Annotated in this window: 16 protein-coding genes; 10 read left to right on the top strand and 6 right to left on the bottom strand. The window is 68.1% G+C overall.

Translation table 11 applies throughout. The annotated features are described in order from the left end of the window. The first annotated feature begins 16 nt into the window (after nt 1–16). The 3 genes from FO470_RS00395 (at nt 17) to FO470_RS00385 (ending at nt 4,042) form a co-directional block, all read left to right on the top strand. On the top strand, nt 17–667 hold the full coding sequence (locus FO470_RS00395; protein ID WP_186291785.1) for an arylesterase: 651 nt from the start codon (nt 17–19) through the stop codon (nt 665–667). A 186-nt stretch (nt 668–853) separates the two neighbouring features. After that, the gene (locus tag FO470_RS00390; protein ID WP_144340961.1) at nt 854–2,893 is read left to right on the top strand and encodes an acyltransferase family protein; all 2,040 of its coding nucleotides are present in this window, start codon (nt 854–856) and stop codon (nt 2,891–2,893) included. Between the two features lie 102 nt (nt 2,894–2,995). Then, nucleotides 2,996–4,042, top strand: coding sequence for an aldo/keto reductase (locus FO470_RS00385; protein WP_144340960.1), 1,047 nt, complete (start codon nt 2,996–2,998; stop codon nt 4,040–4,042). A 7-nt stretch (nt 4,043–4,049) separates the two neighbouring features. Here the strand turns inward: FO470_RS00385 and FO470_RS00380 are convergent, their stop codons facing one another. Genes FO470_RS00380 through dapF form a run of 4 tightly spaced genes read right to left on the bottom strand, consistent with a single transcriptional unit; the run spans nt 4,050 to nt 7,788 of the window. Then, nucleotides 4,050–4,649 (bottom strand): septation protein A, encoded by a 600-nt coding sequence (locus tag FO470_RS00380; RefSeq protein WP_144340959.1) that lies wholly within the window; start codon nt 4,647–4,649, stop codon nt 4,050–4,052. Between the two features lie 2 nt (nt 4,650–4,651). After that, nucleotides 4,652–5,602, bottom strand: coding sequence for a signal recognition particle-docking protein FtsY (ftsY, locus tag FO470_RS00375; RefSeq protein ID WP_144340958.1), 951 nt, complete (start codon nt 5,600–5,602; stop codon nt 4,652–4,654). Then, nucleotides 5,599–6,885, bottom strand: a complete 1,287-nt coding sequence (gene mtaB, locus FO470_RS00370; protein ID WP_144340957.1) for a tRNA (N(6)-L-threonylcarbamoyladenosine(37)-C(2))-methylthiotransferase MtaB — start codon at nt 6,883–6,885, stop codon at nt 5,599–5,601. Before mtaB ends, ftsY begins: the two co-directional genes overlap by 4 nt. 3 nt (nt 6,886–6,888) lie before the next feature. Beyond that, on the bottom strand, nt 6,889–7,788 hold the full coding sequence (gene dapF / locus FO470_RS00365; RefSeq protein ID WP_144340956.1) for a diaminopimelate epimerase: 900 nt from the start codon (nt 7,786–7,788) through the stop codon (nt 6,889–6,891). A gap of 204 nt (nt 7,789–7,992) precedes the next feature. On the opposite strand from dapF, the gene FO470_RS00360 reads away from it, so the two are divergent. The 5 genes from FO470_RS00360 to FO470_RS00340 all read left to right on the top strand — a co-directional run bounded on the left by FO470_RS00360 (nt 7,993) and on the right by FO470_RS00340 (nt 12,397). Beyond that, complete coding sequence (locus FO470_RS00360; RefSeq protein WP_144340955.1) at nt 7,993–8,775, top strand: GyrI-like domain-containing protein; 783 nt, start codon at nt 7,993–7,995, stop codon at nt 8,773–8,775. 82 nt (nt 8,776–8,857) lie between these two features. After that, nucleotides 8,858–10,105 (top strand): dual-specificity RNA methyltransferase RlmN, encoded by a 1,248-nt coding sequence (gene rlmN, locus FO470_RS00355; RefSeq protein WP_144340954.1) that lies wholly within the window; start codon nt 8,858–8,860, stop codon nt 10,103–10,105. A 9-nt stretch (nt 10,106–10,114) separates the two neighbouring features. Continuing rightward, nucleotides 10,115–10,513 (top strand): VOC family protein, encoded by a 399-nt coding sequence (locus FO470_RS00350; RefSeq protein WP_144340953.1) that lies wholly within the window; start codon nt 10,115–10,117, stop codon nt 10,511–10,513. A gap of 2 nt (nt 10,514–10,515) precedes the next feature. After that, nucleotides 10,516–11,049 (top strand): hypothetical protein, encoded by a 534-nt coding sequence (locus FO470_RS00345; protein WP_144340952.1) that lies wholly within the window; start codon nt 10,516–10,518, stop codon nt 11,047–11,049. A 118-nt stretch (nt 11,050–11,167) separates the two neighbouring features. Then, entirely contained in the window at nt 11,168–12,397 is a 1,230-nt protein-coding gene (locus FO470_RS00340; protein WP_144340951.1) for an argininosuccinate synthase, read from the top strand. A gap of 104 nt (nt 12,398–12,501) precedes the next feature. Here FO470_RS00340 and FO470_RS00335 read toward each other — a convergent pair whose 3' ends face one another. Further along, nucleotides 12,502–12,999, bottom strand: coding sequence for a pyridoxamine 5'-phosphate oxidase family protein (locus FO470_RS00335; protein ID WP_144340950.1), 498 nt, complete (start codon nt 12,997–12,999; stop codon nt 12,502–12,504). A gap of 144 nt (nt 13,000–13,143) precedes the next feature. Between FO470_RS00335 and FO470_RS00330 the strand changes: the two genes are divergently transcribed. Continuing rightward, nucleotides 13,144–14,259 carry a site-2 protease family protein gene (locus FO470_RS00330; RefSeq protein ID WP_144340949.1) on the top strand — a complete coding sequence of 372 codons (1,116 nt, stop codon included), beginning with the start codon at nt 13,144–13,146 and terminating at the stop codon, nt 14,257–14,259. A 12-nt stretch (nt 14,260–14,271) separates the two neighbouring features. Here FO470_RS00330 and FO470_RS00325 read toward each other — a convergent pair whose 3' ends face one another. Continuing rightward, nucleotides 14,272–14,520, bottom strand: a complete 249-nt coding sequence (locus tag FO470_RS00325) for a hypothetical protein (RefSeq protein ID WP_144340948.1) — start codon at nt 14,518–14,520, stop codon at nt 14,272–14,274. 196 nt (nt 14,521–14,716) lie between these two features. On the opposite strand from FO470_RS00325, the gene FO470_RS00320 reads away from it, so the two are divergent. Continuing rightward, a complete protein-coding gene (locus FO470_RS00320; RefSeq protein ID WP_144340947.1) occupies nt 14,717–14,950 on the top strand; it encodes a hypothetical protein in 234 nt (77 codons plus the stop codon). Nucleotides 14,951–14,969 lie beyond the last annotated feature (19 nt).

The following is a 14,969-nucleotide window of genomic DNA, read 5'->3' as shown; positions in this document are numbered from 1 at the left end:
CTGCTTCCGAAAGGGTATGGCCTTGTCACGATTGCTCCACCTCCTGTTCGCCCTCGGCGCCCTTGCCCTTGTTGGGGCGGGCCCGGCCAGCGCCGAGCCGCTGCGCCTCGTCGCGTTCGGCGACAGTCTTACGGCCGGTTACGGGCTTCCCGCCGGGCAGGCCTTTCCCGCCCGGCTGCAGGACGCGCTGAAGGCCGGGGGACACGATGTTGTGATCGAGAATGCCGGTGTTTCCGGCGACACGACGAGTGCCGGCCTCGCCCGACTCGACTGGTCGGTGCCGGACGGGACGGATGCGGTGCTCCTCGAACTCGGCGCCAACGACGCGCTGCGCGGCCTCGATCCGGCGATCCCCGAGGCGTCGCTCGACGCCATCCTCGCCCGGCTGAAGGCGCGGGGCATTCCCGTGCTGCTGATCGGTATGCAGGCGCCCCCCAATCTGGGAGCGGCCTACAAGGAGCGTTTCGACCCGATCTATCCGAGCCTCGCCCAGAAATACGGCGTGCCGCTCTACCCCTTCTTCCTCGACGGCGTCGCCGGGCAGCCCAAGCTCAACCTTGCTGACGGCATTCACCCGACCGCCGCCGGAGTCGACGTGATCGTCGAGCGCATCCTGCCGACGGTCGAGGCTTTCATCGCGACCCTGCCGACCGGCAAGCCCGGCTGATTGCCGTTCATATCCGCTTCTCGGGTCCGACCATCGTCCGGCGAGCGGCCGGCTGTCGCAAAGCGGCGACAATGTGGCATCGACGCGGCGCGAGCATGGCTCTCGACGCGCGCGGACGGTTGCGCTATTGACACATTGGGGCAGTTCCAAATTGTTTGACGTGCTTATTGCCTAACCTGAGGTAATATGAAGTATAGAAGCGAGATCGACGGGTTGCGGGCCGTCGCTGTCGTTCCCGTTATTCTGTTTCATGCGGGATTTAGCGTTTTCGGCGGCGGATTCGTCGGCGTTGACGTTTTTTTTGTTATTAGTGGCTACCTGATTACGGCCATATTACTGGCCGAGATCGAGGGTGGCACGTTCTCCATCGAGAAATTCTACGAACGGCGGGCGCGGCGTATTCTTCCCGCGCTGTTTCTCGTCATGGCTGCCTGCGTGCCTTTCGCCTGGCTCTGGATGATTCCCGAGCAACTGCGCGACTTCGGCCGCAGCCTCGTGGCGGTGGTGTTCTTCGTCTCGAACTTCCTGTTCTGGCGCGAGGAGGGGGGCTATTTCGCCGCCGCTGCCGAGCTCAAGCCGCTGCTCCACACCTGGAGCCTCGCGGTGGAGGAACAGTACTATCTATTCGCTCCGCTCTCGCTGGCCGTGCTCTGGCGCTTCGGTCGCCGGAGGGTGTTCTGGCTGGTGGTGGCCACGGCGGTTGCCAGCCTGCTCGCCACCGAATGGGGCTGGCGCTACGCGCCGCGGGCGAATTTCTACCTGCCCCAGTTCCGGATCTGGGAACTGCTCGCCGGATCGATCTGCGGCTTCCTCGCCTCCGGCCGTGCCCCACGGCCGAACCAGGTGCTCAGCCTCGCCGGCCTCGCGCTGATCGTGTTCGCGATCCTCTATTACGACAGCAGCACGCCTTTCCCGAGCCTCTACGCGCTCGCTCCGGTGGTCGGTACGGCGCTGATCCTGTTGTTCGCGCACAAGGGCACCTTCGTCGCCCGGCTACTGTCGGCGCGGGTCTTCGTCGGCATCGGGCTGATCAGCTACAGCGCCTATCTCTGGCACCAGCCGCTCTTCGCCTTCGCGCGCATCCGCAGCATGGGCGAACCGCCCGCCTGGCTGATGCTGGCGCTGGCCGGGGTGTCGCTCGTCCTCGCCTATCTCAGCTGGCGGTTCGTCGAGCAGCCCTTCCGCCGGCGACCGATTCCTCTGATGCCGAGCCGGCGGGCGGTGTTCGCCGCCAGCGCTGTCGCCGGGGTGCCCTTCGTCGCCTTCGGGCTCTATGCGAGCATCACGCAGGGGATTCCGAGCCGCCTCGCCAATCCCGAGCTCGGTAGCCGGCAGGCCTATCTTCTGGCGACGGTGCTGCCGAACGTGCTGGGCAACAAGTGCTATGCCGGCAGCAGCCTGCAGGACGCCGACGAGCGCGGCCAGCTTTGCCCGATCTTCGAGCCGAAGGATCCGAAGCTGCGGATCCTGATCATCGGCGACAGCCATTCCTACACGATCCTTCCGGCCTTCACCGAGATCGGCAAGGAAAACGCCGTCTACCGCATGGGGCTCGGAAGCTGCCCGCCGATCAACGGCGCCTCGGTGCGCGGCGGCGTGTTCGACGACGGCGTCTGCCCCGAACTGGCGCGCCGCCAGCTGGAGCTGGTGAAGAAGGGCGGCTTCGACGTGGTCGTGCTGGCGGCCCGGTGGACGCTCTACCCCATAGGCAAGGACAACCATTTCATGCTGTCGCGCGAGGGCGACAGCTACTATCCCTCGCGCGCCTCCTCGCAGGAGACCTTCGCGACGCTGCTGCCGCAGACGGTTCAGGACTATCTCGACCTCGGCGTGGCGGTGGTGGTCGTCGACCAGATGCCGGAACAGCTGGTGCTGCCGCAGAAGATCCTGCAGCAGGCGGCACTGCTGGGGGTCGGCACGGCGCTTACCGAGGAGCGCTTCGAGGCCGAGATCTGGCAGACCTCGCCGACCATCGAGGAGGAGGATGGCCGCCAGGCCTATGTGCAGGGCATCTTCGGCCAGCTGAAGGGCGAGAAGCTCTGGGTGCTGTCCTTCGACGAGGTGTTCAAGCGCGACGGCCGCTATGTGTGGGGCGACCGCAACGGCAGCTTCTACATGGACCGCGACCATCTGTCGGGCTATGGCGGGACGCTGCTGGAGCCGGCCATGACGGAGGTGTTTGCGGAGATTTCGCGCCGCCTGCGCGGTCCCGAGGGCGGTCTCTAGGCTTCTGCCGTCGGGAACGGCTTACCCACCGGCACGGCTTGCCGGCCGGTGGCTGGCCGCCTAACATTCGGTCTCCCCGCGTCCCAATCCCCGACAATCGACATGCAGTATCGCCCGCTCGGCCGCACCGGCCTCGAGGTCAGTTCCATCTGTCTCGGCACCATGACCTTCGGCCAGCAGAACACTGAGGCCGAGGGACACGCGCAGCTCGACTACGCGCTCGACCACGGCATCAACTTCATCGATACCGCCGAGCTCTATTCGATCCCGCCCAAGCCCGAGACGCAGGGCTCCACCGAGCGCGTCATCGGCACGTGGTTCAAGGCGCGTGGCAACCGCGACAAGGTGATCCTCGCCACCAAGGTGTGCGGGCTGTCCGAGATGACCTGGTTCCGCGATGACGGCTCGCCCGCCCGTCCGACCCGCGGGCAGATCCGCGAGGCGGTCGACAAGAGCCTGAAGCGGCTGCAGACGGACTATATCGACCTCTACCAGCTGCACTGGCCCGGACGGCCGGTGCCGCAGTTCGGCTCCAACCCGACCCGCTGGAAGACGGTGGCGGGCGAGGATACGCCGATTGCCGAGACGCTGGACGCCTTCGGCGAACTGGTGCAGGAAGGCAAGGTGCGCCATGTCGGCCTCTCCAACGAGAGCGCCTGGGGCACCATGAAGTTTCTGGCCGAGGCGGAGCACACGGGCGGGCCGCGCGTGGCCTCCGTGCAGAACGCCTACAACCTGCTGAACCGCACCTATGATACGGCGATGGCGGAGGTCAGTCTGCGCGAGAAGGTGAGCCTGCTCGCCTATTCGCCGCTGGGGCAGGGCTACCTGACCGGCAAGTACCAAAACGGTGTGCTGCCGCCGGGCGCGCGCACCACGCTGTTCCAGCGGGCCTTCCGCTATCAGGTGCCGGGCGCCGAGGCGGCGATCGAGGATTACCTCGCCATCGCCCGCGAGGCGGGGCTCGATCCCTCGCAGATGGCCATCGCCTTCTGCCTGTCGCGCGATTTCGTCACCTCGGTGATCATCGGGGCGACGAGCATGGAGCAGCTTGTCACCGATATCGCCGCCGCCGACATCACGCTCTCGCCCGAGGTGCTGGAGCGTATCGACGCCGTGCACCAGCTGCGGGGCAATCCCTGCCCCTGACGGCGGTTCAGCGGTCCGCCGGCTTGTCGGCCGGCGGCTCGACGCCGTGGCGGGTCATCAGCGGCACCTGCGCCATGGCGAAGACCAGCGTCAGCGGCAGATAGACGAAGGTCTTGAAGGCGACCCACATATCCGTCGACACCGTGCGCCAGACGACCTCGTTGAGCACCGCCATGACGAGAAAGAACACGCCCCAGCGTATGGTCAGCTCGCGCCAGCCCTGATCGGTCAGCACGAAGACGTCGCCCAGCACATAGGGCAGCAGCGGCTTGCGGAGCCACAGGCCGCCGAGCAAAGCGAGGCCGAACAGCGCGTTGACCATGGTCGGCTTCATCTTGATGAAGTGGTCGTCCTGCAGGACGATGGTGAGCGTGCCGAACACCAGCACCACGCCGGCCGACACCAGCGGCATGACCGCGATCTTGCGCGCCACGATCCACATCACCGCCAGCGCCGCGAAGGTGGCGACCATGAAGGCGCCGGTGGCGACATAGATGCCGCCGCGCCCGTTGGCGATGAAGAAGACCACCAGCGGGCCCAGCTCCAGCGCGAATTTGAGCAGCGGATGCATGGTGCGCAGGCGCGTCTCGGACGGGGTGTCGGTCATGGTCAGCCCTCCAGTCCGACGATGGCGCGGGCGAAGTCGCGCGCCTCGAAAGGTTGCAGGTCGTCGATGCCCTCGCCGACGCCGATGAGATGCACCGGCAGGCTATGCCGGGCGGCGATGGCGACGAGGATGCCGCCGCGCGCGGTTCCGTCCAGCTTGGTCATGACGAGGCCGGTGACGCCCGCCACCCGCTTGAACGCCTCGACCTGCTGAAGCGCGTTCTGCCCCACTGTGGCGTCGAGGGTGAGCACCACCGCGTGCGGCGCCGTGGGATCCTGCTTCTTGATGACGCGGACGATCTTCTCGAGTTCCGCCATCAGTTCGGCGCGGTTCTGCAACCGGCCGGCGGTGTCGATGATGAGCACGTCCGCACCCTCGGCGCGCGCCTGCTGCAGGCCGTCGAAGGCAACGCCGGCGGCATCCGCGCCCGGTGCGCGGGCGACGATGGAGGCGCCGGTGCGCTCCGCCCACACCTTGAGCTGTTCGATGGCGGCGGCGCGGAAGGTGTCGCCGGCGGCGAGCACGACCTTCTTGCCCTGTGCCTTCAGGGTTGAGGCGAGCTTGCCGATGGTGGTGGTCTTGCCCGAGCCGTTGACGCCGACCATCAGCAGTACGAAGGGCTTGATGTCGGCGGCGAACACCAGCGGATGGGCGACGGGCCTGAGCACCGCCTCGATCTCGTCGGCGACGAGCGCGCGCACCTCGTCAGGCTCGATGCTCTTGTCGTAGCGCCCCTTGCCGACCGCCTCGGCGATGCGGGTGCTCGTCTCCACGCCAAGATCGGCACGGATGAGCACGTCCTCGAGGTCCTCGAGCGTGTCCGCGTCGAGCTTGCGCTTGGTGAAGAGGTCGGTGATGCCCGAGGAGAGGCCGGAGGCGGTGCGGGTCAGGCCCTGCGTCAGGCGCTTCCAGAAGCCGGGGCGGGAGACGGTGGTGTCGTTCATGTCGTTCATGCCGCGATCAGCCGCGCGCCGTCATGGCCGGCGATGCGTATGTGGGTCAGGGTGCCGGGGGCCAGCGGGCGGGCGAGGCGCACGGGTGTGAAGCCGGGGGTGCGGGCGATGCCGCCGCGCTCGGCGAGCACCTCGCGGCGCCCGCCGATCTCGCCGGCGAGGTGGCGCAGCAGGGCGTCCGCGCCCTTCTCGCGCAGGCGGCGGGCGCGCTCCTTCACCGTCTCGCCCTCCACCTGGGGCATGCGCGCGGCGGGCGTGCCGGTGCGCGGCGAGAAGGGAAAGACGTGCAGATGCGTCAGCCCGCAATCGTCCACGAGGTCCAGGGAGGCGCGGAACTGCGCCTCGGTCTCGGTGGGGAAGCCGGCGATGATGTCGGCGCCGAACACCATGTCCGGGCGGCGGCGGCGGATCTCCTCGCAGAAGGCGATGGCGTCGCGGCGCAGATGGCGGCGCTTCATGCGCTTGAGGATCAGATCGTCGCCGGCCTGCAGGGAGAGATGCAGATGGGGCATCAGCCGCTCTTCCTCCGCGATGGCGCGCAGAAGCTCGTCATCCGCCTCGACGGAATCGATGGAGGAGAGCCGCAGGCGGCGCAGCTCCGGCACATGGCGCAGCAGCGTGAGCACCAGCGTGCCGAGCCGCGTCGCGCCGGGCAGGTCGCCGCCATAGGAGGTGAGGTCGACGCCGGTCAGCACCACCTCGTTCGAGCCCTGTCCGACGAGGGCGCGCACGCGCTCGACCACGGCTCCCATCGGCACGGAGCGCGAATTCCCCCGGCCGTAGGGAATGATGCAGAAGGTGCAGCGGTGATCGCAGCCATCCTGCACCTGCACGAAGGCGCGGGTGTGGCCCTCGATGGTGTCCGCCGGGCCGTCGAGGAGATGTGGCGCGGTCTCGCGCAGGCTCATGATATCGCCGACAGCGATCTTGCCGTCAGGCCCGATGCCGGCCTCGAAGGCGGTGCGGGTGGCTGTCCAGCTCGCCGGGCGCAGCTTCTCGGCATTGCCGAGCACACGGTCGACTTCCGCCATGCCGGCGAAGGCGGCCGGCTCTGTCTGGGCGGCGCAGCCGGTGACGACGATGCGGCGCGCGGGATCCTCGCGCTTGAGGCGGCGGATCGCCTGACGCGCCTGCTTAACCGCCTCGGCGGTGACCGCGCAGGTGTTGACGACCACGGTGCGCTCCAGCCCGGCGGCGGCGGCCATGGCCTTCGCCGTCGCCGAATCGAGCGCGTTCAGCCGGCAGCCGAAGGTCACGACCTCCACGGAGCGGGAATCGGGCATGGGTCAGGCGACGCCGGTCGGCGCGCCGAGCATGGCGGCCGTGAGCCGGCCCTCGAACTCGAACTCGGCCGGACCGGTCATGAGGATGTGGTCGTCGCTCTCGCGCCAGTCGATGACGAGATCGCCGCCGGGCAGGGTGACGGTGACGCGCCGGCCGGTGAGGCCGTTGCGGGCGGCGGCCACGGCGGCGGCGCAGGCGGCCGAGCCGCAGGCGCGCGTGAGGCCCGCACCGCGTTCCCACACCTTGAGCACGATGTGCTGGGGCGAGACGATCTGCGCGGCGGAGATATTGGCCCGCTCCGGGAAGACCGGGTGATGCTCCAGTTCCGGCCCGTAGCGGCCGAGATCGACGCTGGTGACGTCCTCCACCCAGAAGATGGCGTGCGGGTTGCCGACATTGACGACCGAGGGGGCACGCAACACCGGCGCGTCGGCCGGGCCCGCCTGCAGCTCGATGGCGCGGGTGTCGGCGACGGGGCCGGCCAGCGGGATGTCGCGCCAGCCGAAATGCGGCACGCCCATATCCGCGGTGACGGCGGCCGTCGCTCCGGAGGCCGCGCGAGTGGCCGAGACCGTGCAGTCGAGAAGGCCCGCCACGCTTTCGAACACGATGTGGTGTTCGCCGGTGCGGCCGGCCTCATAGAGGGCGATGCAGCGCGTGCCGTTGCCGCAGGCGCCGGCTTCCGACCCGTCGGCGTTGATGATACGCACGAAAGCGGCCGTGCCTTCGCTCCGCGGCGGATAGAGCGCCATGATCTGGTCGAAGGGCAGGGCCTGCGGACGGGCCAAGGCGCGTGCTTCCTCCGCCGGCACGGCGAGCGGGGCGTCGCGCAGGTCCAGCACGACGATCTCGTTGCCGAGGCCGTTCATCTTCACGAAGGGGCGGTTTTCCAGCGCTGCCATGATCCGGTTCGCGGCTTCCGACCGTGGGACGGGGGTTGGGACAGGGTTGCCGTCCTTATATGGCGAAGCGCCAAGGATTGGCCAGACTCGATGGCCAAACTCGGTCCATTCCCGGGGTGAGGCGCGGGCCGTCGCGGGCGGGGGCGGACAATGCTAGTACTCGACCCGCGCCAATACCCGACTCGCGCCCGCGCTGGTGAACCGATGACATTCGAGATCTCGACCGCTCGCGTCCTCCTGCGACGGCTGTGTGTGCTGTTCCTGCTCGCGGCCTTTTCGGTGCCGGCGCCGGTTCTGGCGCAGACGGCGCCCGCCGAACCGCCTGCTGCAACTCCGCCGGCCGCGAACCCGCCTGCTGCTGCGTCAGAATCCCCTCCGGCCGATGCCCCGACCACGCCGCCGGCCGGCGCACCGGCCGATCCGGCGCCGCTCGACGATGACGATATGGTGGCGCCCCCGGTGGTCGATCCGAAGGCCGTCGATACCCAGTCGATCGCCCCCGCCACCGATCCGCTCAAGCGGCCGGACGGATTCGGCGACGAGGCGGAGCTGAAGCCGGTCCCTGTGCTGATGAAGAAGGCGCATGCGAGCTGGGACGAGGCCTTCGCCACCATCGTCGCCACGCTCAAGCAGATCGACGCCGAGATCGCGCGGCTGAAGCTGAAGCCGAACGGCGCGCCCTTCATCATCTACACGTCGACGGACGATCTGGGCTTCGATTTCGAGGCGGCGGTGCCCTTCGAGGGAGCGACGACGGACAAGCCGCAGAACGAGGTCGTCTTCTCCGCCTCGCCGGCCGGCAAGGCGCTACGCTTCACCCATCGCGGCCCCTATGACGCGATGGACCCGACCTATGAGCAGATCGCCAACCTGCTCGACGCCAAGGATCTGGAGGCGCAGGATCTCTATATCGAGGAATACCGCTCCGACCCGCGCACGACCTCGCCGGACGATCTCGTCATCGACATCTGGGTGCCGCTGAAGTGAAGAGGCAGGGCGCGGAGCCGGCATTCGCCTCGCCCGCCGCTCTGTGCTATGAGGCGCGTAAACACATATCCTCGATAAAGCGATGAACCTGATCGATACCACTGCGGCCACCGCCGCCGGGGCGGGTGCCGCCGTCGAAGCGCACCGCCCGGACACGACGCGCACGCCAGTGAGGCGTTCGCTCGCCGGGCTCGACCGCGCGGGCCTCGCCGAGGCGCTGGCGGCGATCGGCGTGCCTGAGCGCGAGCGTCGCATGCGCGTTGCACAGCTCTGGCACTGGATCTACCTGCGCGGCGTCGCCTCCTTCGACGCCATGACCAATGTGGGCAAGGGCCTGCGGGAGAAGCTCGCGGGTGCGTTCACCCTCGATCGCCCGGAGGTGGTGGTCGAGCAGGTGTCGAACGACGGCACCCGCAAATGGCTGCTGCGCCTGCCGCCGGACATCGCCGGCGACAAGCCGCACGACGTCGAGATGGTCTACATCCCCGAGAGCGACCGCGGCACGCTGTGCGTCTCCTCTCAGGTCGGCTGCACGCTCAACTGTTCGTTCTGCCATACGGGCACGCAGCGCCTCGTGCGCAACCTTTCCGCCGCCGAGATCGTGGCGCAGGTGATGGTGGCGCGGGATCGCCTGGGCGATTATCCCGGCATGGAGCGCGCCGTCGGCCCCGGCCTGCCGACCGAGGGTGACCGGCTCGTCACCAACATCGTGTTCATGGGCATGGGCGAGCCGCTCTACGCCTACGACTCGGTGGCCAAGGCCATCGAAGTGCTGGCGGATGGCGAGGGGCTCGGCATCGGCAAGCGTCGCATTACCGTCTCCACCTCGGGCGTGGTGCCGGAGATCGAGAAGCTCGGGCGCGAGGTCGGGCCGATGCTCGCCATCTCGCTGCACGCGGTGCGCGACGACCTGCGCGACGTGCTGGTGCCGATCAACAAGAAGTATCCGCTGAGAGAGCTGCTCGACGCCTGCCGCAACTACCCGGCGGCGTCGAACGCCAAGCGCATCACCTTCGAATACGTCATGCTCAAGGGCGTGAACGACAGCCCGGCCGACGCCAAGGCGCTGGTGAAGCTGCTCGCCGGCATACCGGCGAAGATCAACCTGATCCCGTTCAACCCGTGGCCGGGCACGAAATACGAGTGCTCGGACTGGGAGACCATCGAGCAGTTCTCCGACATCGTGTTCCGCGCCGGCTATTCGAGCCCGGTGCGCACGCCGCGCGGGCGCGACATCCTCGCCGCCTGTGGCCAGCTCAAGAGCGAGACCGAGAAGCTCTCCGCCCGCGAGCGCCTGGCGCTTCGCGCCATGGCGGCATCGGCCGAATAGGGGACGGCGATGCTCGACCATGTCGGTTTCCCCGTCGCGGATTTCGAACGCTCGCGCGCCTTCTACCGCGCCGCCCTCGCTCCGCTCGGCATCGACGTGGTGATGGAGGTGACGGCGAAGGAGACCGGCAGCGCGGCGCATGCCGGCTTCGGCGTGAACGGCAAGCCGTTCTTCTGGATCGGCTCGGGCGGCGCGCTGGCGGCGACCGGTGACGGGCACCTGCATGTGTGCTTCGCCGCGCTGGACCGGGCGAGCGTCGATGCGTTCCACGCGGCGGCGCTGGCGGCCGGCGCGCGGGATAACGGGCCGCCGGGGCTGCGCCCGCACTATCACCCGGATTACTATGCCGCCTTCGTGCTCGATCCCGACGGGCACAACATCGAAGCGGTCTGCCACAAGCCGGTGTGAGGATGGACAACCTTCTGCGTCTCCTGCTGCGCTTTGTCGTGGTGCCGTTCGGCATGATCGCCGGCTTCATCGCCACCTTTGTCGTGGTCGTGTTCGGCTACTGGCAGCTCGGCGACCTCATCAGCGGCGCGACGGAAGTGCAGGCGCTGGCGCTGGCGGACACGCTCTCGGCGGCCTCCATGGCGCTGTCGGCGGTGGCGATGACCATGTGGGCCATCGCCTTCGTCGGGATCCTGTTTGCCGAAGCCTTCGCGGTGCGCTCCTGGATCTTCCACGCGGCGAACGGGGCGGTCTCGGCCTGGCTCGCCGCCTCGCTCTTCACGCCCTATCCCGACACGCCGGTGCCGTTCGACGGCGACCTCTACATCGTCGGCGCCGGGCTGGCTGGCGGGCTCGTCTACTGGCTGGTGGCCGGGTGGAGCGCGGGCTTCTGGAAGCCGGTCGGCGCGGCTCGCGTGGGCGAGCCACCCGCCGCCCTGCCACCGTCTTCCCCGACGCCCCCGCTTCCGCCGTCCCCGCCCCCTCCGGCCGCCTGAGCCGGCAGGAGGGGATTCCGCACGCGCGCACGGGATGACGGGGTTGCGCCGGACGGCGCCATGCCTATAGTCCGCGCGCTTTCTCGGCCTTCGGCCCTTCTCTCGTGCGGAACGCATCATGGCTCACGACATCAAGCGGGTGGTCCTCGCCTATTCCGGTGGTCTCGACACTTCGGTGATCCTGAAATGGCTGCAGACCACCTATGGCTGCGAGGTGGTGACCTTCACCGCCGATCTCGGGCAGGGCGAGGAGCTGGAGCCGGCGCGCAAGAAGGCGGAGCTGCTGGGCATCAAGCCCGAGCACATCTTCATCGAGGACGTGCGCGAGGAGTTCGTCTCCGAATACGTCTTCCCGATGTTCCGCGCCAACGCGCTCTATGAGGGGCTGTACCTGCTCGGCACCTCGATCGCCCGGCCGCTGATCTCGAAGAAGCAGATCGAGATCGCCCGCAAGGTCGGTGCCGACGCGGTCGCCCACGGCGCCACCGGCAAGGGCAACGACCAGGTGCGCTTCGAGCTGAGCTATTATGCGCTGGAGCCGGAGATCAAGGTGATCGCGCCCTGGCGCGAATGGGACCTGACCTCCCGCACGAAGCTGCTCGAATTTGCCGAGAGCCACCAGATCCCGATCGCCAGGGACAAGCGCGGCGAGGCGCCGTTCTCGGTCGACGCCAACCTCCTGCACTCCTCCTCCGAGGGCAAGGTGCTGGAGAACCCGGCCGAGGAAGCGCCGGAATACGTCTATCAGCGCACCATCTCGCCCGAGGCGGCGCCCGACAAGGCGACCTACATCACCGTGGGCTTCGAGAAGGGCGACGCGGTCTCCGTCGACGGCCTCTCGCTCTCGCCGGCGGCGCTGCTGACCCGGCTGAACGAACTCGGCAAGGAGAACGGCATCGGCCGTCTCGACCTCGTCGAGAACCGCTTCGTGGGCATGAAGTCGCGCGGCGTCTACGAGACCCCCGGCGGCACCATCCTGCTGCAGGCGCATCGCGGCATCGAGAGCATCACGCTCGATCGTGGCGCGGCGCATCTCAAGGACGACCTGATGCCGCGCTATGCGGAGCTGGTCTATTACGGCTTCTGGTTCTCGCCCGAGCGCGAGATGCTGCAGGCGCTGATCGACAAGAGCCAGGAGTTCGTCACCGGCGAAGTCCGGCTCAAGCTCTACAAGGGCAATGTCGAGGTGGTGGGGCGTTCCTCGCCTTACTCGCTCTACAACCAGGACCTCGTCACCTTCGAGGAAGGCGCGGTCGCCTACGACCACCGCGACGCGGCCGGCTTCATCAAGCTCAACGCGCTGCGCCTGCGCACGCTGGCCAACCGCACCCGGCGCATCGGCGTGTGAGAGCCCCCGCAGCGTCGGGACCGGACACGCTCAAGAGATGAATGGCCGGGCTCTGCCCGGCCATATTTCTTTATCGGCGGCGCGCCCGGCTACCTATGAAACCGTCAATCCAGCGGCACCTTGCGGTTCTCGCCGAACTCGGGTGGGCGGCCGGCAAGGCGCGCGGCGGCGAGCCTGAGACCGACGAGGATCGAGCTCGACGGGCCGTCCCAGTATTCCGCCTGCTCGGGAAGGAAGCGCAGCACCTGGATGTTCGGGTCGTTGCGGCCCTGAGGCCACCAGACGGCAGCCGCGTCGTTCCACAATTGGTCGATCCTGGCACGGTCCTCGATCACTTCGCTCTCGCCGGAGAGCGAGAGGAAGTCGCGGCCGGTCTTGTCCGAGAAGACCAGCGCCGATTGCGGATCGTGTCGCAGTTCCTCGTCCTTGTGGCCGCGCCGGTCGGAAAGGAACCAGACGCAGTTTTCCTCGCGCGAGGGGAAGGCGTGCATCGGCCGGGCCCGCAGGGTCAGGCCCTGCTTGGTCACCAGCATGCAGGTGCGGATGGCGTCCATCATCTCCCAGACATGGTCGACGGCGCCGGCGGTGGTCTTCTCGTCCATGGTGTACCTCCTCGTCTTAAGGGGCAACACGGCGCGGCGCCGGCGGTTCCCGTCCTCGCCGGAGTTGGGAGCCATGCGGGTAAATCCGCTGTGCTGTCATGACGATGGAGGTATGCTGGCGAAAGCCCGCCCGAGGAGATTCCCATGCCCTGGTCGCTCACCGTCGGACATGTCTACGGCACCGCGGTCCGCATTCACGTTACCTTCCTGCTGTTCCTGATCTGGATCTGGGCCGCCTATTACCAGCAGGGAGGGACCGGCGCGGCGTGGGAGGGCGTGGCCTTCGTGGCGCTGCTGTTCCTGTGCGTGCTGCTGCACGAGTTCGGCCATATCTTCGCGGCGCGGCACTATGGGGTGAAGACGCCCGAAGTGACGCTCTGGCCCTTCGGCGGCATCGCCCGGCTGGAACGCATCCCCGAGAAGCCCTCCGAAGAGCTCGTCGTCGCCATTGCCGGGCCGCTGGTGAACGTGGTGATCGCGGCGGTGCTGCTGCTCTTCCTCGGCGGCAATGTCGGCGTCGAGCACATCGAGAACATCGAGAACCCGCAGATCGGCCTCGCCGCCAAGCTGGCGGCGGCCAACATCTTCCTCGTCGTGTTCAACCTCATTCCCGCCTTCCCCATGGATGGCGGGCGGGTGCTGCGGGCGATCCTGGCGATGAACATGAGCCATGCCCAGGCGACGCAGACCGCCGCTTCCATCGGTCAGGCATTGGCCGTCGGCTTCGGCATTCTCGGCATCTTCGGCAACCCGATGCTGATCATCATCGCCGTCTTCGTCTTCCTCGCCGCCTCCAGCGAGGCGGGCGCGGTGCAGATGAAGCAGGCGGCTCAGGGGCTGCTGGTCGAGGACGCGATGATCACCCAGTTCGAGACGCTGGGGCCGCAGGCGAGCGTGGGCGACGCCGCCGAGGCTTTGATCCGCACCACGCAGAAGGAGTTTCCCATCGTCGACAGCGCCGGCAAGCTGCGTGGCGTGCTCACGCGCGACGCCATGATCCACGCGCTGCAGGCGCAGGGGCCGACGGCTCCGGCGATCGAGGCCATGCAGGGGGAGGTGCCGACCGTCGGGACCCGTTCGCCGCTCGACCGGGCGCTCAAGCTGATCACCGAAAGCGGCGCGCCGGTGGTGGGCGTGCTGGACGGCGAGGGCCGGCTGGTCGGCCTGCTGTCGCCGGAGAATGTCGGCGAGATGATGCTGCTGCGCGCCGCCCAGCCGGAAGCGCGCTTCGGCCCCTGGGCAAAGCGGCCGACCGCCTGACGAGGCGAGGCGTCAGCCTTCCTTGACGCCGGTGACCGGTGTGAAGGAGGGCGGGTCGCTCGCCGGGAAGGATTCATCCAGCGTCTCGTCGACCTCTTCCTCGGTCGGCGGCAGGTTTTCCTCGGCGGTGGGCGGGGGCACCTTGCCGGTGATGCCGCTCAGGGCCGGCGGATCGCTGGCGGGGAAGGTCTCTTCCACGGATTCGTCGACCTCGCGCTCCGTGTATTCGGGAGAACCGGGTTTGCCGTTGTTCTGCGCCATCTCGATCCCTCCTCGTGCGTTCTCTCAAACTGGGCTGGCGGCGCGGCGCGTTCAAGTGTCGAACGCCTGAAGACCCGATTGTTTTCGACAGGCCGGAACCTTTTTTCGCCAGCAGCGTTCCTACCAGTTGCCGCGTCCGTCGGAAGCGCGGGCGCGGTCCAAGCTGCCTGTCGCGGAATCCTGAGGAGGTAGGTTCATGACGCCTGATCACGAACCCGTCCGGCTGCAATACTGGCCGCCATCCCATGCCGTCGATGCCCCGGACGGCTGGCCCGATTCATACGAGTTCGGCACGGTGGAGGACGCCGTCGCCTTCGCCATGACCCAGTCGCCCGCCAACCGCGAGCTGGCGTGGCTGCGTACCGCCGATGGCCAGATCCTCAAGCCGCCGCAGATCCGGCGGCTGTGGGAGTTGCGCCAGCCGGACTAGGTTTCGGCGGGGCATCCGC

This window comes from Ancylobacter moscoviensis (assembly GCF_007559435.1).
GTDB lineage: Bacteria > Pseudomonadota > Alphaproteobacteria > Rhizobiales > Xanthobacteraceae > Ancylobacter > Ancylobacter moscoviensis.
The sequence above is the reverse complement of the archived record's forward strand: the minus strand, read 5'-3'. Positions and strand labels throughout refer to the sequence as shown.